Here is a 21,542-nt window from a genome sequence, read left to right on the forward strand (position 1 = left end):
CATGGCTGGGCGCGCAGTTCCCCGCGCCCCTATGGGGCTGCAACTGAACCGCTGTGGGTCAGTCGCGCCTACGGTCCGTACTCAAGGTCCCGCCGAAGCCCCCGCCGCACCCCGCGTACGACGGCGTACCCCTTGGTGAGAGCCCGCTCCCGCCGCAGCAGTCGGGAGACCCCTCGCCCCTGGGCGAGCCCGCGGAAGGCCTCCGGGGTGGTGCGTTCGCTGACGGTGAGCCTGGACAGGGCGAACGGGCTCTGGCGGTCCGGCGAGGCCACCGCGTTGGAGACCGCGCAGGCCGCGCGGTACCCGGCCGCGCGGACGGCATCGCGGACCCGGCGGTCGGAGTAGCCGAAGGGATAGCCGAAGCTGGACACCGGGCGCTGCAACCGGTCCTCCAACAGCCCCAGATTGCGGACCAGTTCCTCCCGCAACGCGATCGGGTCCAGCTGGTCCAGCTCGGGGTGGCTGTGGCTGTGGCCGCCGACCTCGACGCCCTCGGCGGCGATCTCGTCCAGCTGCTTCCAGCACAGCATCCGCCCCAGCGGGCGTCCGGCCCGCTCCTCGCCGGCGTCCGCGAGCCAGCCGGTGGTGACGAACAGGGTCGCCGTCGCACCGTGCTCGCGCAGTGCCGGGAGCACCGCGGAGTGGAAGTCCTCGTAGCCGTCGTCGAAGGTCAGCACCACCGGACGGGCCGGCAGCGGCGGGCCGGGCAGCCCGGCGGCGCGGCGGCGCCAGTGGGCTGCCAGTTCGGCGACGGTCACCGTGGTCAGGCCGAGCTCGTCCAGCACCGTGAGCTGCCGTTCGAACGCGGCCCGGCGCACGGCCAGCGCCTTGGTGCCGGGTCCGGGGACGTCGCTGACGGAGTGGTACATCAGCACCGGAACGGGGGTGCAGCGGGCGGCCGGCCTCATCGCGGCCGCCGGCGCCGGAGCGTGCCCAGGGCGTAGCCGCCGGCCGTGACCAGCCCGCCCACGGTGATCGCCGCCGCGCAGCCGAGACCGCCGAGGTCGCCGCGGGCCGCCCGGCCCAGACCGCGGCCGATGCCCGACGGCAGGGTCCGGGTCACATAGCGGCGTTCGGTGGCCAGCCCGTCAACGGCCCCCACGCTTCCGGCGACCAGCGCCTTGGACAGGCCCTCGGCCCAGCAGCGGCTGCGGAAGTAGCCGAACGTCTCTCGGCTGCAGGGGACCTGATGGTGGATCACCGAGCGGTCGTCGAACAGGAACACCGCTCCTGGATCGGCCTGCTGGATCCGGATGCACAGCTCCGTCTCCTCGCCGCCCAGCGGCCTTCGCGCTCCCCCGGCGCCCGAGTCCGCCCCACGCCCGATCGCGGCGTCGAACCCGCCCGTCGAGAGCATGGCACTGCGCCGGAACGAGGCGTTGCCGCCCAGGACGTTGCGCACCCTGGCCCGGCCGGTCGGCATGCCCCGGTAGGTGGCACCATGCACCCAGTCGAACTCCTCCGGGTACCAGCCGGGTCTTCGGCCGGACGCCCACACCGGCAGGGTGAGCCCGCCGACGCCCATCACCTCGGCGTCGGCATACCCGTCGGCGAACCAGCGCAGCCAGTCGGGTTCGGCGACCGCGTCGTCGTCCAGGAAGGCGACGACCTCGCCGCGGGCGGCCCGGACGCCGGTGTTGCGGCCGCCGGACAGCCCCGGGCCCTCCGCGTTGGCCAGGACCGACACCGCGTCGGAGCCGGAGTGACGTTCCGTCAACCTGCGGAGCAGGGCCGGATTGTGGTCGACCACCAACAGGACTTCCAGCGGCCGGTGGGACTGGAGCAGCACCGACTCCACCGCGGCTGCCGCGCTCTCCCAGCGGTCCTCGGTGTAGGCGCAGATGACGACGGAAACACTCACGTTCGGATGGTGCATGTGCGATCCCCCCGCGCGACGGAACGGCGCCCCCGACACGTTCCGTGATCGACCGTACACAAGCGCACAGGAAACTGACAAGATATCTGACAGCCGCAAGCGGGTCGTTCTCCACGGCCCCGCTCCGTATGCTGGTGTGCGGGGAGACTGCGGCTCAGGGAACGACGTGGGCCTGTGGGGGGACGACGCGATCGATGCAGGACTTCAGCGCGGACACCGCGGAACGACCGGAGAGCACAGCAGGCACGACAACCGCCACCACCGACACGGCCGACGGCGCGCCCGCCGTCCGTGTCGACACGGACGCACTGACGCTGACCGTCGTGGTCTGCGCCTACACGATGGACCGCTGGGAGGTCATGTCGGCCTCGCTGCAGTCACTGCGCGACCAGGACCGGCCACCGCAGCAGGTGGTCCTGGTGACCGACCACAACAGCGAGCTGTACCAGCGGGCCGTGGAGGCGTTCCCGGACGTCGAGGTGGTCCCCAGCGAGGGGCGGCCCGGTCTGTCCGGGGCCCGCAACACCGGGATCGAGCGGGCCCGCGGCGACGTCGTGGCCTTCCTGGACGACGACGCGGTCGCCGAGACCGGCTGGACCGCCGAACTGATGGCGGGCTACGCCGATCCGGCCGTGCTCGGCGTCGGCGGGGGGATCGAACCCTACTGGGAGGCGGGGCGGCCGGCCTGGTTCCCCCGTGAGTTCGACTGGGTGGTCGGCTGCTCGTACACCGGGCTGCCGGAGCACTCCGCGCCGATCAGGAATATGATCGGCGCCAATATGTCGCTGCGCCGCGAGGCCTTCGACGCGGTGGGCGGCTTCAGCACCGACCTCGGCCGGACCGGCACGCTGCCGCTGGGCTGCGAGGAGACCGAACTCTGCATCCGGGTCGGCCGGCACTACGGGGACGGCGTGATCCTCTACCGTCCGGACGCGGTGGTGCACCACCATGTCGGCGCGGTGCGCGGGACCTGGCGCTACTTCACCTCGCGCTGCTGGCGGGAGGGCCAGTCCAAGGCGGCGGTGAGCCGGATGGCGGGCGCCCGAGCGGCGCTCTCCACCGAGCGGGCCTATCTGCGCACGGCGATCCCCAGAGCGCTGGGCCGGGCGCTGCGCCCCGGCGGCGGCAGCCCGCCGCTGAGCACCCTGCTCGCGCTCACCCTCGGCGTGCTGCTCACCGGACTCGGCTACCTCACCGGCACCGCCCGGCTGGTGACCCGGCGTCAAGTGGCCCGTCAGCTGGTGGTCGCGCTGCCGCTGGTCGCCGCGCTCGTGCTGTGGGGGTCCTCCATCCCCGCCACCAGCGCCAGAGTGGGGGATCTGGGGGGCTTCGGCCTGGCCGCCGCGGTCCCCTGGAGCTTCTGGACGTCCCTGGGACTGCTCGTCCTCGGCTTCACCCTCGCCCTGCACCGGCCGTCGCGGAGTCCGCTGTGGCCCGCGGTCTACACCGTGGCGCTGCTGGCGCTGCAACGCGCCACCCAGGCCCTGGTCTACGCGTCCCCGCTGTACGCCTGGGCCTGGAAGCACATCGACATCATCGACCGGCTCAGCGCCAACGGCGGCCATCTGGACCTCAGCAACCGGCTGGCCGCGATGGCCCCCTACGACCAGTGGGCCGGGTTCTTCGCGGGCAACACCGCACTGGTGAAGCTGCTGGGCCTGCGCACCGCCCTGTCCTACGCCGCCTGGGCGCCCTTCGTCTCCAGCCTGCTGCTGCTGGTGCCGCTGGTGCTGATACTGGGGGTGTTCAGCCGGGACCGCCGGCTGGTGTGGACCGCCGTGTGGATCTTCTACCTGGGCAACTGGGTGGGTCAGGACTACTTCTCCCCGCAGGCCTTCGCCTTCTTCCTCTTCCTCGGCGTGCTGGCGCTGGTGCTGCGCAACCTGGCCAGGACCGCGCCGCTGGGCCGGCACGGCGACGCCGACGCCGCGTACCCGCTGGGCGCCGCCCCCCGGGCCCAACTGCCCCGGAGGGAGCGGCTGGTATGGCTGCTGCTGCTGGCGCCGCCGGTCGCGGCGATCGCCATGGCGCACCAGCTCACCCCGGTGGTGCTGGCGGTGGGGCTGATGATGCTGCTGCTCACCCGCCGCTACCGGAACTGGTGGCTGGTCGCGCTGGCCCTGGTGGTGCCCGCCGCCTGGGACGCCACCTCGGCGCTGGCCTTCTTCAAGCTGCAACTCCCGGCGATGGAGCGGACCTTCGGCGATCTACTGGCCAACTCCCAGGCCGGGTACGGCACGGCGCCCACCGGAACCGGGCCGGTCATCGTCTCCTGGATGGACCGGGGCCTGTCCGGCATCGTCGCCCTGCTGGCCGTGGTCGGCGTGGTGCGGCACCCGTCGCTGCGGCGGACCGCACTGCCGCTGATGCTGGTCGCGGTCGCGCCGATGCCGCTGGTGGTGGCCAACTCCTACGGCGGAGAGATGATCTTCCGGGTCTTCATGTTCGCGCTCCCCGGCCTCGCCTTCTTCGCCGCGGCGGCGCTGCGGCGGCGCCCCGAGGCGCTGCTGGCGGAAGCCGACGCCGGGACCGCCGATCCGGTGCGGGCTGCTTCGCCGCGCCGACCGGTCGCCGCCCGGCTGCGGCGCGCCGTCCCGGAGGGCCGGATCACCGGGTGGCGCTCCCACCGGCCCCGCCCGGTGCCGGCCGCCGCGGTCACCCTCACCGTGCTGGGACTGCTCGCCGCCGTGTTCGTCCCCAGCTACACCGGCAAGGACCGGATCGACTACTTCCCCAAGCCCGAGACCGAGCTGGTCGACGCCATGTACGCGCAGGCCCCGCCCGGGTCCTACATCGTCGCTCCGGACAGCAACTTCCCGGACGCCTACTCGGGCTACGACCACTACGCCTACTGGTGGCTGGCCGACGACACCACCACGCCGCTGTCCGCGCTGCTGGCCGACCCGGCCGGCTACATCGCCAAGGGCATGGCCTGGGTCGGGACCACCGGCCACGCCTATCTGCTGCTCAGCCGGGGTCAGCAGTCCGACGTCACCATGCAGGGACTGCTGCCGCCGGGCTCCTACGACAGGATCGCGGCCTCGGTCGCGGCGTCGCCCTCGTTCCGGCTGATCCTGCAGAACAGCGACGGCAAGGTGTACGCCTATGTGCCCGACGCCGGGACGGTGAACCGATGAAGGCCGCGCTCTCCGACCTGCTGAGCCCGTACCGGCTGCTGCTGGCCGGCTCCGGCTGGCTGGCGCTGCTGTGCGTGGACCGGGTGGCCGACGACGCGCCGCTGCGGGTCGCCGCGGTGCTGCTGTTCGTGCTGCTCTGCCCTGGTTCGGCGGCGGTCCGGGCGCTGCGGCCCAGCCGGGGCGGCGCGGCCGAGGGCTTCCTGCTGGTGCTGATGATCAGCCTGTCCGCCCTGGTGGTCGCCGCGACGTCGCTGATGCTGGCCGGCCGGTTCAGCGGACCGCACACCCTGATCGTGCTGGCGGCGCTGACCACGGTGACCGCGCTGGCCCCGGTCGGACGGGCCCCGGCGGATCCCGGGTGACCAGACCTCCGGCGCGTGCCCTGGTGCCGGGCGTGGTCGCGCTGCTGCTCCTGCTGTCGCTGCTGCTGGCGCAGCAGCTGCGCGGCGGCGACGGTTCGCCCTGCGCCGCGTCACGGCTGCTGGTGCCGCCGTGCGGGGCCTGGTGGGGCGCCTACGTCCCGCCGGGTCCCCAGGGCGAGGCCGCAGCGGTGCAGTCCTTCGAGCAGAGGATCGGGCGCCGGCTCGACCTGGTGTACACGTACCACGACATGGGCACCGGCAGCGACGGCCAACTGCTCACTCCTGACGAGCAGTCACTCGGGGCCACCCGGATGCTGATGCTGTCCTGGGAGTCCGACGTCTGGGACGACACCGGCAGGACCCCCAGCCGGCACCTGGGCTGGTCGAAGATCGCCGCCGGGGACTACGACGCCACCGTCATCGACCCGCAGGCCGAGCGGATCAAGGACTACGGCCGACCGGTGCTGCTCGCCTTCGACCAGGAGATGGACACCCGCACCCCGGCCGACGGCACCCCCGCCGAGTTCGTCGCCGCCTACCGCCATCTGCACGACCGCTTCCAGCAGTTGGGGATCACCAATGTGATCTGGGTCTGGACGGTGACCGGCTACCTGCCGCACCGGGCGCTGATGAAGGCCATGTATCCGGGCGACGCCTATGTCGACTGGATCGGCTACGACCAGTACAACTACTACCGCTGCAAGTCGGTCCCCGCCTGGGAGAGTTTCGCGCAGACCCAGCTGCCGACCTACACCTGGCTGCGGACCGCCGTCTCCGCGACCGAACCGCTGATGCTGGCCGAGTACGGAACCGCCGCCGATCCGGCGCACCCCGCGGCGCAGCAGCAGTGGTACCAGCAGGTGCCGCAGGTGGTGCAGCAGCAACTGCCGGGCGTACGGGCGGTGGTGCAGTGGGACTCCAGTGTGCCCGGGCCGGACTGCGACCTGTCCCTGGACCAGGCCCCGGCCCTGGCCGGCTTCACGACGGCGGGCCGGGACCCGTACTTCCACCAGCCGGTGCGGCTCAAGTGAGCGCGCTGGTCAGGTGAGCGCGCTCAGGTGATCAGCGCGCTCACGTAATCGGCCGGCTCAGCCGGCGAACCGCGTCCCGCGGACCAGCCGGCGCCCGCGCCGGTACCAGCGCCAGCCGACCGTCCGCAGCTGGTCCGGGTACGGCGCGACCGGCGCAGCGGTGCCCCGCAGCCAGGCGGCGACGTCCGCCGCGGTGTCGTCGGCGCGCAGCATGATCCTGGCGATCCGGTACGGCTCGTCGCCCTTGGAGCTCAGCGCGTCCCGTACCGCCGTCGCCGAGGTGTAGCCGGCTGCCCGCACCTGGCGGCGCACCGAGCGGCTGTTGTAGCCGTGCGGATAGGCGAAGGCGGGGACCGGCAGGCCCAGCAGGTCCTCCAGGGCGGCCTTGGGCACCGAGAGTTCGCGCCGCACCGCGGCCCCGGGCAGGGTGTCCAGCTGCGGATGGGTGATGGTGTGGGCGCCGATCTCAAGGCCGTGGTCGGCGGTCTCCTTCACCTGAGCCGCCGTCATCATCGGTGCGGGCGGCAGCAGGCAGCCGCTGTCCGGACCGTGCAGGCCGATGGCGCCGGTGGTCAGGTAGGCGGTGGCGGTGAGCCCGCGCCCGGCCAGCGCCGGGGCGGTGCTGCGCGGCAGGTCGGCGAAGCCGTCGTCGATGGTGATCACCACCGGGCGCTCGGGCAGGGGCCGGCGGCCGGCCAGCGCGTCGACCAGTCCGGTCGCGGTGAGCGGGGTGCACCCGCTGTCCACGACCGCGTCGAGCTGGGCCGCGAAGACCGACGGACGGACCGTCAGCGGTGCGATCCAGCCCGACGGGTCCTCGGTCACCGCGTGGTAGAGCAGTACCGGGATCCGCTCCGCCAGCGGGATCCCCGCCCCGGCCGTGCCCGTCCGCGCACTCATCGCTTCGCGCCCTCCGCCGTCTCCACGTCCTCCATCGGCGCGTCCTCCATCGGCCCTGCGTCCACGGGCCCCTCGTCCGTCGGGTCCGGCATCCAGCTGCCGCGGAACACCAGCAGCGTCCCGGCCACCACCAGCTGCGCCACCAGGAAGGCCATGCCCATGCCGGGCAGCCCCATCCGGTGCACCAGCGCCACGCACAGGCCGAAGATCCCGGCGCACAGCACCGCGTACACCAGCACGAACAGGCCCAGTCGGCGGTGCACCCGGAACGACGCCAGCGCCGTGGCGGTGACCAGGTTGGGCAGCGCCGACAGTGCCAGCAGCCGCAGCAGCGTGGTGGCGTGCCGGGGGTAGTCCGGGCCGAACAGCCGCAGCACCAGCGGAGCGGCCAGGATCAGCAGCACGACCGCGCCGAGCAGCAGCACCCCGGTGCTGCGCAGCACCTTGCGCACCGCCTGGCCGAGCCGCGCCGGATCGCCGGCCGACTCGACCACCAGCGAGGAGCCCATATTGGTGCTCACCACGTAGAGCATGGTGGTGATCACCCAGCTGATGGAGAAGTAGGCGCTGTCCCTGGCGCCCATGGTGTTGAGGATCAGCACCTGGGGGAGGTTGGAGACCGCGAGCCAGAGCAGGCCTCCCACATAGGTGAGCCCGGTGTAGCGGACCACTCCCCCGGTGCTCTCCTGCGCGGCCACCGGCTCGGGGCCGGGGCCGGACGCTCGCAGCGCCTTCGCCGCCCGGTCCCGGGACGGGAGCGCGAAGCCGAACAGGTAGACATTGGTGAAGACCAGCGACACCAGCAGCGCTACGGTCCAGGAGACCAGGATCCCGTAGACCGCGGCGGCCAGGCTGAGCAGGAACACCGCCACCAGCTTGGCCATCGAGAACAGCGCGTTCTCGGCCAGCACCCAGCCGGCCCGGCGGATCCCGGTCAGCGCCCCGTCCTGGAGCGAGAAGACCGTGTAGCTGACCGTGGCCACCACGAACACCGGGCCCAGCAGCGGTCCGTGCAGGAAGGACAGCCCCGGCGAGAGCCTGGGCACGAGCAGGACGAAACCGGTCGAGGCGACCAGCGCGGTGCTGACGGCGGCCAGGTAGGCCAGCAGGATCAGCCTGCGGGTGGCCCGGCCGGCGGCCGGGGTGAACCTCACCAGGACGTCGGCCAGGTTCAGTTGGGAGACCCCGGCGAGGAACATCATCATCGAGATCGCCGAGTAGTTGCGGCCCACCGTGGCCACGTCGTAACGCAGCCCCGCCAGCGACCAGTAGGCGGCGCCCAGCGCCGAGGTCGACAGCGAGGCGAGGGTGAGCAGTGCGCCGTTGCGCAGCAGCGGGTCGCCGCCCAGGATTCGCCTTCCCGGGCGGGCGTGTGCGGACCGCCGCTCTGACCGGCGCAGCGTGCTCATCAACTCACCTTCAGTCGGTCTCTCGCTCCCGGGCCCAACGCGATGCGGGCAGTGCCACCACGGTGTGGCCGTGCAGCATGATCGGTGGCCGGTCCCCCTCGTCCAGGGCCGGGTAGACCGGCAGGATGCGCCCGGCAGCGAAGCCGATCCCGGACAGCGTGGCGATCACGGTGGCCAGGCTGCTGCCGGTACGCGGCGGTCCGCCGACCGGCAGTACCAGGCCGCCGACCCGCCGTACCGCCTCCGGCAGCCCGGTCTCCTCGGGCAGCAGCGGACCGCCGGGCCGGGTGGTCCTGGTCACCACATGCCGGTAGTCCAGCCGTCCCAGCGCTGCGGCCAGCAACGGCGCCAGGTAGGCCCCGCACGAACGCAGGCCCAGCACCAGCAGCGGCCGGTCCCGGTCGGGCCGCAGCCCGGCGAAGCCCGCGGCCAGCGCCACGGCGTCCTCGGGGCTCAGCCCGTGCTCCTCGAAGCCGGTGGGCAGTCGGAGCCGGGCGCCGGAGTGCAGCCTGGCGGCGCGGCCGCTCATCCCGCGGCGCAGCCCCTCGATCGAACTGCGCACGCTGAGCAGGATCCCGGCCGCCTCCTGCTCGGTGTCGCTGACCGCGGCTTCGGCCAGGACCACGGCGAGGTCCCTGAGCAGCACGTGCCAGGCGGCCAGGCCGGTCCTGCCGCGGGCCGCGGTCGTGGCGGTGGCCAGGAGCCGGGGCCGGACCACCGTGCCCTGCAGCCGGTCGGCGACGATCTGCGAGGCGCCGGCCGCGTGCAGGAAGGCCGGCAGCGCCTGCCCGGCGTCCACCGCTGCGACCAGTCGGCGCAGGACGACGTGCAGGGGTTCGGACGATCGGCCCGAGGTCCCCTGCAGGTAGTCGGTGCTGAACTCAACGGACATCTCGTTGCGCCTTTCTGACGATGCGTCGGCTCCGCAGGTAGCCGATCGGACCGTAGAGCATCCCTCGGCGCTGGAGCCGGATCAGTCGCGCGGGCCAGTCCGCCGGGGTGGCGTCGGCCCCGGTGTGCGCGATCGCGTGGCGCACCCCGCCGGGCACCCGGCGCAGCAGCGCCGGGAGCATCCGGGGTTCATTGGCGACCGCGGCGGCGAGGTAGGCGCCGAGCCCGGCGCCGTAGCCGAAGGCCTGGGCGTCCAGGTCCTCGGCGCGGTCCCGGTGGTGGTGCCAGACCAGCGCCTCCGGCTGGTAGAGCAGGGCGTGGCCGTGCACCACCGCGCGGAAGAAGGACAGCAGGTCGTCACCGCCCTTGGCCGGGGTTCCGGTGCCGACCGCGGCGTCGAAGCCGCCGAGCTCCCGCAGCACCCCGGTGCGGAACGCCATATTGGCGCCGGAGCCGAGGCGTCCCGCGGTGAACGGGAACAGCGGCTGGTCGGCCGGCGGCCGGTCGGCCTGGAAGCGCCGGGCCCGGAAGCCCTTGCCGAACCCGCCGTGCGCCTCCAGCAACACCTGGGTCGCGGTGTGCAGCGCGGCCGGCAGGATCAGCCCGGTGACGCAGCCGACCGCCGGGTCCGCGAACCCGGCGACCAGGGCCTCGATCCAGCCCGCGTCGATGACCACGTCGTCGTCGGTGAAGGCGGTGATCTCGCCGAGCGCCGCGGCGACCCCGGCGTTGTGCGCCGAGGCCAGGCCGCGCAGCGGCTCCCGGACGTAGCGGACGGTGTCGCCGAAGCGCTCCTTGACCAGGTCCCTGGTGGCGTCGGTCGCGGGCGCGTTGTCGACCACGACGGTCTCGAAGCGCGGATAGCGCTGCGCCGCCAGCGACTCCAGGCAGCGGGCCAGCAGCTGCGGCCGCTCCCTGGTCGCGATCACCACGGTGACCAGCGGTTGCTCCGTCGGCCGCGGCGCGGGGGCGGCAGGATCGGCCAGCTCGGCGGCGAGTTGACGGTGCGCCAACTCGGCCAGCGCGGCCGCGGGATCGCCCGCTCCGGACGGCCCCAGGTCGGCCTGGACCATTCCGATCGGACGTCCGGCGCTGCGGACCAGCGCCAGCACCGAACCAGTCGGCGACGCCGGTTCGTCGCCGCCGGCCCGGCGCAGCCGCGGCGCGGCGCCGGCCGCGGGCAGATCGAGGTCGACCACCTCGATCGGCGCCAGCGCCGGATCCAGTAAGGGCCTGCCGCTCACCGCAGCGCCTGCACCGGCTCGAAGCGGGGGTCGGCCAATCCGCGACCGCTGCGCTCGCGCAGCAGGGTCTTCAGCACGCGCTGGCCGTCGTAGAAGGTGCGCAGGTTGGACTGCCCGGTGCGGCGCGGCAGTTCCAGCGCCGGGACCTCGGCCACCCGCAGGCCGGCCAGCAGCGCCCGCACGGTCATCTCGGTCTCGATCTCGAAGCCGGAGGAGCGCAGGTCGAGCCGGTCCAGCACATTGCGGTTGAAGGCCGCGAAGCCGTAGCAGAGGTCGGTGAGGGTGCTCTGGTACATCACGTTGACCAGGGCCAGCAGCGCCCGGTTGCCCATCCGGCGCAGCGCGGTGATGTCCAGCGAGCCGCCCCCGCCCATGAACCGGGAGCCCTTGACGTAGTCGTAGCCGTTCTCCAGGAAGTGGATGTAGCGCGGGATCTCCCGCGGCGACATGGAGCCGTCGGCGTCGATCATCACGATGTACTCGCCCTTGGCCGCGAGGAACCCGGTGCGCAGGGCGTTGCCCTTGCCCGCGCCCTGCTGCGGGACGACCCGCAGCGAGGGCAGGGTGGCGCGAGCGGTCTCCAGGGTGGAGTCGGTGGACTCGCCGTCGACCAGGATCACCTCGTCGACGCAGTCGGGGACGCGGCTGAGCACCCAGGCGATGTTGGCCGCCTCGTTGCGGGCCGGGACGACCAGGCTGACCGTGCTGCGGCGCTCGGCTGCCGCCGGGGCCGTCCGTGTCATCGAATCCATGGCCGAACCGGCCGAACCGGCCGAACCGGTGGTCGAATCCGTCCGCGAGACCGGTGTCAGGGCCGTCGTCGGACCAGCAGTGGACACACTCATTGGTTCCCCCCTGTGCTCCCCCCGCGGCACAAGGCCACGGCACGTAATTCTCCTCGGTCATGTGCTTCCGGAGTGTCCTTCGGCTGCAAACCCCCGCCTGCCGCCAGAACTCCCCCAGACCCCGCCCTACCGTGCACGACGGTACCGGGAGGTCGTCCGCCGCGATAGTGATTACTCATAAGTCAGGGCATATTTTGGCCCCGGGCCGAAAACATGCCCACCATTGACCCTTTACGACTTCTTACGATCACGTTCACATCCGGAATGCACGGGTCCGCCGGGGAGGCCCGACCTCAGGACAGTCCGGCGGCGAGCCTGGGAGCAGCGAAATCCGTCCCGGCGACGAAGCGCATCAGCGGCCCGAAGGTCGGTGCCGCGGCCAGCCCGGTGAAGCGCAGTCCGGCCACGCTGGAGCGGAACCAGGGGTCGAGGTCGGGCGAGGCACTGCCCGGCACCCGGCGCACCTGGTGCCGCAGCTCCGGCGCCAGCCAGTCCAGCCGGTCCACGTCGGGCCGGTAGCCGGTGGCCGCGAGCACATGGTCGACCACCAGGGTCCGGTCGTGGGGACCCGCCGCGGCCGAGCGGGTGGCAGCCGCCACCGGGGTCTCCAGGCTGAGCACCACCTCGCCGCCGCTGAGCTGCGCCGACTTGATGCGGCGTCCGGTCGCGATCGGCACCTGGCCGTCCACCCGGTCCTTCAGCCACCAGGAGCCGAACGGGCCCAGCACCTGCTTCACCACCCACAGCCGGGTGGCCGCGGGCAGCCGGCGGAACTGCAGCGGCAGCCGGCTGACCGCGACATGCGACCAGCCCTCGCCGAGCGGCGAGTCCGGCTGGGCCATCCGCCTGGCCACCGAGCGGCCCGGCGCCGGCGGCCCGCCCCACACCACCCGCTGGCCCCTGACCAGCAGCGTCACCTCAGCGCCCTGCTCACGCAGCAGCGCGGCGCTCTCCAGTGCCGACTGTCCCGCGCCCACCACGGCCACCCGGCGTCCGGCGAACGCGGCGAAGTCGGCATGCTGCGAGGCGTGCGAGACCGGGCCGGTGACCTCGGGCTCCTTCTCCGCCAACTCCAGCAGCAGCCTCGGCACATGGGCCGCGCCGACCAGCCCGCTGGCCACCACCACGGCGGAGGCGGCCACCTCCTCGCCGCTGTCCAGGACCACCAGGAAGCGCGGGAACATACCGCCGGACCCCTTGGGCAGCGGATCGACCCGCACCACCTTGGCGTTCTCCACCTCGGGCACCAGGCGGCGCTGGAACCACTCGCCGTAGCGGACGAAGTCCTCCACCGGGATGGGGTGGAAGTCGTCGAACGGCTCCACCCCCTCGATCCGGCAGAAGTCCTCCAGCCCGTTGCCCGGCTCGGGCGCGGACAGGCTGGACGCCTGCGGAGTCGACTTGAGGTACATCCCGGCCGGCATCCTGGAGTGCCAGCTGTCCATCACCCCGCCGAACACCCTGACCGGCCGTCCCAGTCGGCCCAGGTGGGCGGCGGTGGCCAGGCCGTAAGGACCCGCGCCAATCACAACAATGGTCGGCTTTCCGCCCATGACTGAAAATCCCCCCTGCACAGCGCCACTGCCTCCCCAGCCGTCCCGCCGTTCGGTCCGCCCCTGCCGTGGTCGCCGATCTATCCTGCAACGAATACGGGTTGCTGCCAACACCCCAGCCCACCTGATTGCGCAATCGCCAATCCATTGCTGCAATGGACCGGGGTGCGAGAGGGCTATCCGTGCCTCGGGGGGCACGTGATACTGAGGGGGAACCAGGGGGCATGGCGACAGATCTGTTCGCTGACGGAATTTTTGACATTCGAACGCCGATTCTGGTCGTGAAGATCGGACGTTATCCCCTGCACCACGGCGGGGTCGGCGCCATCCGCAGCCTGGGCCGGGTCGGCGTGCCCGTGTACGCCGTCACCGAGGACCGCCGCACACCGGCCGCCCTCTCGCACCACCTGCGTGGACGGTTCGTCTGGCCCACCACCGGTTCGGAGCCGCCGGAGCGGCTGCTGGACGGGCTGACCCGGATCGCCGGCCGGCTGGCCGACCGCGGGGGGCGCGCCGCCGTCGCCCTCCCCACCGACGACGAGGCCGCCATCCTGCTCGCCGAGCACGCGCCGCGACTGGAGGGCCTGCTGACGGTTCCCGCCGTCCCGGCCGGACTGCCCCGGGCGCTGGCGGGCAAGCAGACCCTGCACGAGCTCTGCACCCGCCACGGCGTCCCCACCCCCGGCTCCCGCCTGCCCCGGACCCGCGACGAACTGGAGCTTGCGGCAAAGGAACTGACGTTCCCTCTGGTGGCCAAGAACGCGGACGCCTTCCACCGGCTCAGCCTGCCGGCGGTGGGCTCCAGCACCGTGCTGCAGGATCCGGCGGCGCTGGAGCGGCTGGCCGCGCACTGGACCGGCGAGCTGCCCCGGGTGCTGCTGCAGGAGTACATCCCGGCCGCCGACTCCGAGGACTGGATCTGCCACCTGTACTGCGGCAGCGAGCCCGACGGCAGCGCGGACCTGGTCTGCACCGGGGTCAAGGTGCGCGCCTGGCCGGCCCGCGGCGGGGTCACCGCGTACGCCTACAGCACTGCCAACCCCGGTCTGGCCGAGCTCAGTTCACGCCTCTGCCGGGCCGTCGGCTACCGCGGCGCGTGCGATCTGGACTGGCGGCTGGACCGCCGCGACGGCCGCTACAAGCTGCTGGACTTCAATCCCAGGGTCGGCGCCCAGTTCCGGCTGTTCCAGACCGACCGGGGCATCGACCTGGCCCGCGCCCTGCACCTGGACCTCACCGGCCGCCGCGGGCGGCTCGGCGCGGCCGGCTACGGAACCCCGGTGAGCGGCAGGGCCTTCACGGTGGAGACCCTCGACCTCCCGGCCAGGGCGGCCGCCAGGGCCGGCCGGCGTTCGGCCGAACTCCCCGCCGAGCCGCAGTGGGCGCCGCCGAGCCGCCCCAGCGCCCGGGAGCTCGCCTGGACCGCCCTGGACGACCCGCTTCCCGCGCTGGCCGCGGCGATCCGCTCCGTCCCCCCGGCCGTCCATGTGCTGCGCCGGGCGCTGCGGTCGGCCCGGCGCCGCGGCCGGGCCGCGTAGTCAGCTCCGTTCCGGCCGTTCCCCGCCCAGGTCGGCGATCGCCTCGACCAGCCACTCCACCCAGAAGGTCTCCAGGGCGATCCCGCCCTTCAGCACCAGATGGTGCAGCCGGTCGCCGCCGCCTGAGCGGCCCCCGGAGCCGCCGCCGGCCGGGAAGTCCCGCTGCTCGATCTCCAGGTACTCGTCCAACTGCCGCCGGTGCTCCACCAGATGGCGCTGCAGCTCGACGTCGAGGCCTTCCGTCCCGACCACCGCTGCGGCGCGCAGCCGCAGCAGCAGCGGATCGCGGATCGGCTTGGGGTCCTGCGCCTGGCCCACCCACCGGGTCAGCTCGGACCGCCCGGCCGGCAGCACCAGGTACTCCTTGCGCTGCCCCCGGGACGGCGGCTGCGGCACCGCCTCGATCAGCCCGCCCTGCTCCAGTTTCCCCAGCTCGCGGTAGATCTGCTGATGGGTGGCGGACCAGAAGTAGCCGATGGACCGGTCGAACCGCCGGGTCAGCTCAAGACCCGAGGACGGCCGCTCCAGCAGGGCGGTGAGGATGGCGTGCGGCAGCGACATCGGTGAGGGCTACGGCTTTCTTTCTGCGGGGCGGGCTGCGGCGCAGGGTGCACAGGGCTACAGCGCGGCGGCGAGGGTGGTCCCCTGCAGTATGGCCCGCTTGGCGTCCAACTCGGCGGCGACGTCGGCACCGCCGATCAGATGCGCCTCGACCCCGGCCGCCTGCAGGGCCGCGTGCAGGTCACGACACGGCTCCTGCCCGGTGCACAGCACCACCGTGTCCACCGCCAGCACCTGGCGCTCGCCGTCCGCGGTGGTCAGGTGCAGCCCCTGGTCGTCGATCCGGTCGTAGGTCACCCCGGCGACCATGACCACGCCCCGGTGCTTCAGCTCGGTCCGGTGGATCCACCCGGTGGTCTTCCCCAGCCCCGCGCCGACCTTGCTGGTCCTGCGCTGGAGCAGGTGCACGGTCCGCGGCGCGGGGCCGCGCCGGGGGCTGCCCAGCCCGCCCCGCTCCCGGTACCCGGTGTCGATGCCCCAGGCCCGGTAGAAGTCGGCGTCCTGATCGTGGGTCAGGAACTCGGCGACGTCGAAGCCGATCCCGCCGGCGCCCAGCACCGCGACCCGCTCCCCCACCGGCGCGCCGTCGCGCAGCACGTCCAGGTAGCCGACGACGCTGGGGTGGTCCGTTCCCGGGATCTCCGGCACCCGCGGCACCACCCCGGTGGCCAGCACGATCTCGTCGAAGCCGCCCTCCAGCAGCGTCTCCGCGCCGACTTCGGCCCCGAGCCGCAGCTCCACCTGGCGCAGCGCCAGCTGACTGCGGAAGTAGCGGACCGTCTCGTCGAACTCCTCCTTGCCAGGCACCCGGCGGGCGGTGTTCAGCTGACCGCCGATGTCCGCGGCCGCGTCGAACAGCGTCACCGCGTGGCCGCGCTCGGCGGCCGTCACCGCGCAGGCCAGCCCGGCCGGGCCGGCCCCGACCACGGCGACCCGCTTGCGGGTCCGGGTCGGCGTGAGCACCAGTTCCGTCTCGTGGCAGGCGCGCGGATTGACCAGACAGGAGGTGATCCGGCCGCTGAAGGTGTGGTCCAGGCAAGCCTGGTTGCAGCCGATGCAGGTGTTCACCGTCTCGGCCTGCCCCCGGGCCGCCTTGGCGACGAACTCGGGATCGGCCAGCAGCGGACGCGCCAACGACACCATGTCGGCGGCCCCGTCCGCCAGCAGTTCCTCGGCCAGCTCCGGCGTGTTGATCCGGTTGCTGGTGATCAGCGGGATCCCGACCGACCCCATCAGCTTCTTGGTCACCCACGCGAACGCGCCGCGCGGCACCGAGGTGGCGATGGTCGGGATCCGGGCCTCGTGCCAGCCGATCCCGGTGTTGATCAGCGTCGCTCCGGCCGCCTCGACCTCCTTGGCCAGCTCGGCCACCTCGTCGAACGTCGACCCGCCGGGCACCAGGTCAAGCATCGACAGCCGGTAGATCAGGATGAAGTCCGCCCCCACCCGCTCGCGCACCCGGCGCACGATCTCCACCGGGAAGCGGATCCGGTCGCGGTAGCTCCCGCCCCAGCCGTCGGTGCGCCGATTGGTCCCGGCGGCGATGAACTCATTGATCAGGTACCCCTCCGAGCCCATCACCTCCACCCCGTCGTACCCCGCGTACCTGGCCAGCTCGGCGGCGCGGACGAAGTCCTCGACGGTCCGCTCGACCTCGTCCCCGGTGAGCGCACGCGGGGTGAACGCGCTGATCGGCGCCTGCAGGGCGCTGGGGGCGACCAGGTCGGGGTGGTGGGCGTAGCGGCCGAAGTGCAGGATCTGCATGGCGATCCGACTGCCCTCGCGGTGCACGGCGTCGGTGACCACCCGGTGCTGCTCGGCCTCCGCCTCGGTGGTCAGCTTCGCCCCGCCGGACCAGGGACGGCCCTCCTCGTTCGGCGCGATGCCGCCGGTGACCATCAGCCCCACCCCGCCCCGGGCCCGGGTCGCGTAGAACTCGGCCATCCGCTCGAACCCGCGCTCGGCCTCCTCCAGCCCGACGTGCATCGACCCCATCAGCACCCGGTTGGGGAGCGTGACGAAGCCCAGGTCCAACGGGCGCAGCAGATGGGGGTAAGCGCTCATGTCCGAGCCTCCTCGCACGGGGGATGTCGGCCCACGGTAGACCGGGCCGGGCCGTTTATGCAACAAGGTGCAGAAGGCACGCCTGGCAGCGCTTCCGGCCCCGGATGCACGGCCCGACCGACGACGGGACGCGGCGGGAACGGAGTAGCGTGCCCTCCGACGGTGTACGGCGGGCGATCGGAGCAGGCATGACCACCCATCAGAAGCAGTCCCGGTCCCTCCCCGGCACCGTGGCCCTGGTCGCCGGGGGCACCCGCGGCGGCGGGCGCGGGATCGCCGTGGAGCTGGGCGCCGCCGGGGCGACCGTCTACGTCAGCGGCAGGAGCAGCACCTCCGGCCGGTCGGACCTCGATCGCCCGGAGACCGTCGAGGAGACCGCCGAACTGGTCACGGCCGCCGGAGGCACCGGCATCGCGGTCCGTACCGACCACAGCCGTCCGGAGCAGGTCCAGGCGCTGGTCGAGCGGATCTCCGACGAGCAGGACGGCCGCCTCGACGTGCTGGTGAACTGCGTCTGGGGCGGCGACCCGCTCACCGACTGGTCGCACCCGCTCTGGGAGCAGGACCTGGACCAGGGCTTCCGGCTGCTGCGTCGAGCGGTCGACACCCACATCATCACCAGCCGCTTCGCGCTGCCGCTGCTGATCGCACGCCGCCGCGGCCTGGTGGTCGAGGTGACCGACGGGAACTCGGCCCGCTACCGCGGCTCGTTCTTCTACGACCTGGCGAAGTCCTCGGTGATCCGCCTGGCTGTCGCGCAGGCGGCGGAGCTGCGCCTGTTCGACGTCGCGGCGGTCGCGCTCACCCCGGGCTTCCTGCGCTCCGAGGCACTGCTGGACCACTTCGGGGTGACCGAGGCGAACTGGCGCGACGGCGCGGCCAAGGACCCGCACTTCGCCTACTCCGAGTCGCCCGCCTACCTCGGCCGCGCGGTGGTCGCCCTCGCCGCCGACCCAGACATCCTGGCCAGGACCGGCCGCGCGCTCGCCACCTGGGGCCTCTCCAAGGAGTACGGCTTCACCGACGCGGACGGCAGCCGACCGGACTTCGCCGCGCACTGGGCCGAGACGCTGGAGGCGGAGATCGGCCCGATGGGCGAACCGCTCTGAAACCCCGAACCTCTGGATTCGATCAAATCAGGTGAGCCCGTACGGACGGCTGGGCACCATCTGTTCACGCGACCCCGGCGACCGGTCGGAGCGCGGTTCAGGGGGATGATCGATCATGGGTTTCATCATTGTCGTGGGTGTCTTCGCCGGGCTGGGAATCCTGCTGTTCATCAGCAGCATCATCAAGGGCAGCCGGAACGGCGCGCGTCCGAAGGGCCGTCCGCACGCGGGCAGCCGGGGCGCCGACGCCGCCCTGCCGTTCACCGTGGACGGAGGCGGCCACCACCACCACGGCGGCCACCACCACGGCGGCGGGGGCGGCCACCACGGCGGGGGCTTCGGCCACAGCGGCGGCGGTCACCACGGCGGCGGCTTCGACATGGGCGGCGGCGGCCACCACGGCTGAACCGCAGCCGGGCGCCCCCCGCCGGTCCGCTCAGCGCGGCTTGTTGGGGATGTAGCCCAGATCGACGGGGCGGGCCGGCGGGCCCTCGCGGCGCAGGTCGGCCATCAGGTCGACCAGCTGCGGGGGCCACAGCAGGTCGGGACAGTCGGCGAGCTGGTCCGGGGTCCACCAGCGGCAGGTCATGATGCCGTCGTGGGCGAAGGACTCGGCGAGGTCGCCGATCGGGTCCCGGCGCGGGGCCGAGCCCAGGAAGATGACCTCGCGCTGGCGGGTCGGCACACCCGCCCGGGTGTAGTCGTGCTCCCAGATCCACAGCGCCGGACCGGGGACGACGTCCGTCCAGCCGGTCTCCTCGACGGTCTCCCGCAGCGCGCCCGCGAGTTCGTCCTCGCCCTCGTCCAGGCCGCCGCCGGGCAGCACCCAGTGCAGCCCCACCTCGATGTCGTCGTGGAGTTGCAGGAACACCGCGCCGTCAGGGTCCAGGACCAGGATCCGGGCCGCTCGGCGCGGGACCCGCCCGTTCTCGATGCTCACCGCAGCACCTTATCGATCAGTCGGCGCAGCCGCAGGCCGTCCGGGGCGGCGGCGGTGACCAGCAGCGCCGGCGCGCCGGCCAGCGGAAGCAGCGCGGCCTCCGCCGTATCTTCGGCGAGATACCTGGCATTGACTGGCTTGTCCGCCAACTCCTGGTCACAGAACAAGAGTTGTCCGACGGCGCGATGACCGGCCAGCACCGCTGGACCGTCCCAACCGGGGGCGCCGGGGCCGAGGTCGGTCTGCTGGTCCAGGGCGGTGCGGCCGTTGTGACGCAGCGTCAGCCGGGCGGTGAGACGGCCCGGCTCCTCCCCGCTGCGGCCGAGGACCTGCTCCTCGCGCAGCAGCAGCCGGGCGCCGGGGGCGAGGGTCACCCTGGTAGTCATCCGCAGCTCGCTGCCGTGCGCGGCGATCACCGGTTCCGGCAGCCACTCCAGCTCCCCGCCCTCGGCCACCGACAGGTCCAGGTCGTAGTGGGCCGGGGCCGGGATCCGCCCGGGCAGGCTGACGGTGGCGGCGGCGCCGGTGACCCGCAGCCGGGCCCCGGCCGCGACGGTGACCTCGATCCGGATCCGGTCCCCGCCGAGCGGGGCGGCCATCGCCCCGACCACGGTCACCTGGGCCGCGCCGCCGCCCTCCGGGTGCGAGGTCCGGCGCAGTGCCAGCGGACCGTCGCCGGCGAGCAGCGGCAGCGCGGTGCCGCCGCGGCCGTCCGGTTCGGCCGCGATCCGCGCGGTGGCCCGTACGGACGAACCGAACGCCGCCGGCACAGCCGGACCCCTGGTCACCCCGTCCACTCGACCAGCCGGCCCCGGACCCAGTCGGCGATCGGCGCGACCCCGTCCTCCGCCGCCAGCGAGCAGAAGACCACCGGCAGCTCCCCGCGCTGCGCCTTCGCGTCGCGGTCCATCACCCCGAGGTCCGCCCCGACCAGCGGGGCCAGATCGGTCTTGTTGACGACCAGCAGGTCGGAGGTGCAGACGCCGGGACCGCCCTTGCGCGGGATCTTGTCACCGCCGGAGACGTCGATGACGAAGATCTGGTGGTCGACCAGCCCCCGGCTGAAGGTCGCGGTGAGGTTGTCGCCGCCGCTCTCGACCAGCACCAGGTCCAGCGGTCCCACCTCGTCCTCCAGGTCCTCGACGGCCTCCAGGTTGGCGGAGATGTCGTCGCGGATGGCGGTGTGCGGGCAGCAGCCGGTCTCCACGGCGGTGATCCGTTCCGGCGGGAGGACGGCGTTGCGCAGCAGGAACTCGGCGTCCTCGGTGGTGTAGATGTCATTGGTGACGACGGCCAGCGAGAACTCGTCGCGCAGCACCCGGCACAGCGCGGCGACGGTGGCGGTCTTGCCGGAGCCGACCGGCCCGCCGAGGCCGATCCGCAGGGCACGGCGGCGACCGTCCGCACGCAGCGGCTCGGCCCCGGGGAGGGCGGCGGGGAGATCGTGGTCACGGTGCACGGGGTGTCTCCTTGCTGAGGGAGGGTCAGGAGAGGGTCAGGAGGCGAAGAGGCGCACGGCCCAGGCGGCGTGCTGCTCGGCGCAGAGGTCCAGCAGCGGCGCCGAGGCGGCCGGGAGCAGGTCTACGTCCCCGGCGCCGCCCGCCTCGGCCGCCGCCCGGACCGCGCGGGCGGAGACCTCGGTGAGCTCGGTGCCGAGCCGGGCCAGCACGGCGGTGGCCTGGAACGGGTCGAGTCCGAGCAGCCGCACACAGGCCGTGACCGGCCCGGAGACGCTCTCGTAGGCGGCGGCTGAGGCGGCGTCGGCCGCGGTGAGCCCGGCGGCCGCCGCGGTGAGGCCGAGGACGACGGGCTGGTGCGCACCGCGCGGGCGGTCCGCGGCCAGCTGCTCCAGCGCCGGATCCGGCCAGACCGTACGGGCGGCGCGGATCAGCTGCCGGCCCAGCCGGCGCGAGGTCGCCCGCAGCGCCGGCGAGGGCGTGCGGGCGTCCGCGGCGGCGTCCAGGTCGAGCGGGTCGATCCGGCCGCCGGCCGCCGCCGCGGCGAGCGCGGCGGCGGTGAGCCCGGCGGTGTGCAGCCGTCCGCTGCAGAACGCCCGCAGCGTGGCGGTGTCATGGATGCGTC

At 73.3% G+C, this 21,542-nt stretch carries 20 protein-coding genes; 6 read left to right on the top strand and 14 right to left on the bottom strand.

What is annotated here, in order from left to right:
• Positions 1-68: 68 nt before the first annotated feature.
• Positions 69-908 (bottom strand): polysaccharide deacetylase family protein, encoded by an 840-nt coding sequence (locus tag TR46_RS03560; RefSeq protein WP_042393196.1) that lies wholly within the window; start codon positions 906-908, stop codon positions 69-71.
• Positions 905-1,876 carry a glycosyltransferase family 2 protein gene (locus TR46_RS03565; RefSeq protein WP_042393198.1) on the bottom strand — a complete coding sequence of 324 codons (972 nt, stop codon included), beginning with the start codon at positions 1,874-1,876 and terminating at the stop codon, positions 905-907. The genes TR46_RS03560 and TR46_RS03565 overlap by 4 nt, the downstream gene beginning before the upstream one ends.
• A gap of 194 nt (positions 1,877-2,070) precedes the next feature.
• Here TR46_RS03565 and TR46_RS40650 point away from each other — a divergent pair, with 194 nt between their 5' ends.
• The 3 genes from TR46_RS40650 to TR46_RS03580 are packed head-to-tail and all read left to right on the top strand — an operon-like array spanning position 2,071 to position 6,406.
• The gene (locus tag TR46_RS40650; RefSeq protein ID WP_052432519.1) at positions 2,071-5,013 is read left to right on the top strand and encodes a glycosyltransferase; all 2,943 of its coding nucleotides are present in this window, start codon (positions 2,071-2,073) and stop codon (positions 5,011-5,013) included.
• Complete coding sequence (locus tag TR46_RS43945; RefSeq protein ID WP_042393200.1) at positions 5,010-5,375, top strand: hypothetical protein; 366 nt, start codon at positions 5,010-5,012, stop codon at positions 5,373-5,375. Before TR46_RS40650 ends, TR46_RS43945 begins: the two co-directional genes overlap by 4 nt.
• Positions 5,372-6,406, top strand: coding sequence for a glycoside hydrolase family 26 protein (locus tag TR46_RS03580; RefSeq protein ID WP_236655188.1), 1,035 nt, complete (start codon positions 5,372-5,374; stop codon positions 6,404-6,406). The genes TR46_RS43945 and TR46_RS03580 overlap by 4 nt, the downstream gene beginning before the upstream one ends.
• 57 nt (positions 6,407-6,463) lie before the next feature.
• Here the strand turns inward: TR46_RS03580 and TR46_RS03585 are convergent, their stop codons facing one another.
• From TR46_RS03585 to TR46_RS03610, 6 genes are all read right to left on the bottom strand, one after another.
• Entirely contained in the window at positions 6,464-7,306 is an 843-nt protein-coding gene (locus tag TR46_RS03585; RefSeq protein WP_042393202.1) for a polysaccharide deacetylase family protein, read from the bottom strand.
• Positions 7,303-8,715, bottom strand: coding sequence for a lipopolysaccharide biosynthesis protein (locus TR46_RS03590; RefSeq protein ID WP_042393204.1), 1,413 nt, complete (start codon positions 8,713-8,715; stop codon positions 7,303-7,305). The genes TR46_RS03585 and TR46_RS03590 overlap by 4 nt, the downstream gene beginning before the upstream one ends.
• A gap of 10 nt (positions 8,716-8,725) precedes the next feature.
• Positions 8,726-9,607, bottom strand: coding sequence for a hypothetical protein (locus TR46_RS03595; protein ID WP_042393206.1), 882 nt, complete (start codon positions 9,605-9,607; stop codon positions 8,726-8,728).
• Complete coding sequence (locus TR46_RS03600; RefSeq protein ID WP_042393207.1) at positions 9,597-10,850, bottom strand: glycosyltransferase family 2 protein; 1,254 nt, start codon at positions 10,848-10,850, stop codon at positions 9,597-9,599. Before TR46_RS03600 ends, TR46_RS03595 begins: the two co-directional genes overlap by 11 nt.
• Positions 10,847-11,602, bottom strand: a complete 756-nt coding sequence (locus tag TR46_RS03605) for a glycosyltransferase family 2 protein (protein WP_042393405.1) — start codon at positions 11,600-11,602, stop codon at positions 10,847-10,849. The genes TR46_RS03600 and TR46_RS03605 overlap by 4 nt, the downstream gene beginning before the upstream one ends.
• Before the next feature lie 386 nt (positions 11,603-11,988).
• Positions 11,989-13,248, bottom strand: a complete 1,260-nt coding sequence (locus TR46_RS03610; RefSeq protein ID WP_042393208.1) for an FAD-dependent oxidoreductase — start codon at positions 13,246-13,248, stop codon at positions 11,989-11,991.
• Between the two features lie 281 nt (positions 13,249-13,529).
• On the opposite strand from TR46_RS03610, the gene TR46_RS03615 reads away from it, so the two are divergent.
• Complete coding sequence (locus tag TR46_RS03615; RefSeq protein ID WP_084717838.1) at positions 13,530-14,786, top strand: carboxylate--amine ligase; 1,257 nt, start codon at positions 13,530-13,532, stop codon at positions 14,784-14,786.
• Here the strand turns inward: TR46_RS03615 and TR46_RS03620 are convergent, their stop codons facing one another.
• Positions 14,787-15,347: a PadR family transcriptional regulator gene (locus TR46_RS03620; RefSeq protein WP_042393213.1), complete on the bottom strand. Its 561-nt coding sequence runs from the start codon at positions 15,345-15,347 to the stop codon at positions 14,787-14,789.
• A gap of 57 nt (positions 15,348-15,404) precedes the next feature.
• A complete protein-coding gene (locus TR46_RS03625) occupies positions 15,405-17,411 on the bottom strand; it encodes an NADPH-dependent 2,4-dienoyl-CoA reductase (RefSeq protein ID WP_042393215.1) in 2,007 nt (668 codons plus the stop codon).
• Between the two features lie 188 nt (positions 17,412-17,599).
• Here TR46_RS03625 and TR46_RS03630 point away from each other — a divergent pair, with 188 nt between their 5' ends.
• Together TR46_RS03630 and TR46_RS43535 are read left to right on the top strand one after the other, a co-directional pair.
• Complete coding sequence (locus tag TR46_RS03630; protein WP_042393217.1) at positions 17,600-18,520, top strand: SDR family oxidoreductase; 921 nt, start codon at positions 17,600-17,602, stop codon at positions 18,518-18,520.
• Between the two features lie 115 nt (positions 18,521-18,635).
• Positions 18,636-18,926 carry a hypothetical protein gene (locus TR46_RS43535; RefSeq protein ID WP_042393219.1) on the top strand — a complete coding sequence of 97 codons (291 nt, stop codon included), beginning with the start codon at positions 18,636-18,638 and terminating at the stop codon, positions 18,924-18,926.
• A 30-nt stretch (positions 18,927-18,956) separates the two neighbouring features.
• Here the strand turns inward: TR46_RS43535 and TR46_RS03640 are convergent, their stop codons facing one another.
• From TR46_RS03640 to TR46_RS03655, 4 genes are all read right to left on the bottom strand, one after another.
• Positions 18,957-19,460 carry an NUDIX domain-containing protein gene (locus tag TR46_RS03640; RefSeq protein WP_152626284.1) on the bottom strand — a complete coding sequence of 168 codons (504 nt, stop codon included), beginning with the start codon at positions 19,458-19,460 and terminating at the stop codon, positions 18,957-18,959.
• Positions 19,457-20,248 carry an urease accessory protein UreD gene (locus tag TR46_RS03645; protein WP_236655189.1) on the bottom strand — a complete coding sequence of 264 codons (792 nt, stop codon included), beginning with the start codon at positions 20,246-20,248 and terminating at the stop codon, positions 19,457-19,459. The genes TR46_RS03640 and TR46_RS03645 overlap by 4 nt, the downstream gene beginning before the upstream one ends.
• Positions 20,245-20,919, bottom strand: a complete 675-nt coding sequence (gene ureG / locus TR46_RS03650) for an urease accessory protein UreG (RefSeq protein WP_042393220.1) — start codon at positions 20,917-20,919, stop codon at positions 20,245-20,247. The genes TR46_RS03645 and ureG overlap by 4 nt, the downstream gene beginning before the upstream one ends.
• A 36-nt stretch (positions 20,920-20,955) precedes the next feature.
• Positions 20,956-21,542, bottom strand: a 587-nt coding sequence (locus TR46_RS03655; protein ID WP_042393221.1) for an urease accessory protein UreF, incomplete at its 5' end; no start/stop codon positions are given.

It is taken from the genome of Streptacidiphilus carbonis, from assembly GCF_000787775.1.
Classification (GTDB): domain Bacteria; phylum Actinomycetota; class Actinomycetes; order Streptomycetales; family Streptomycetaceae; genus Streptacidiphilus; species Streptacidiphilus carbonis.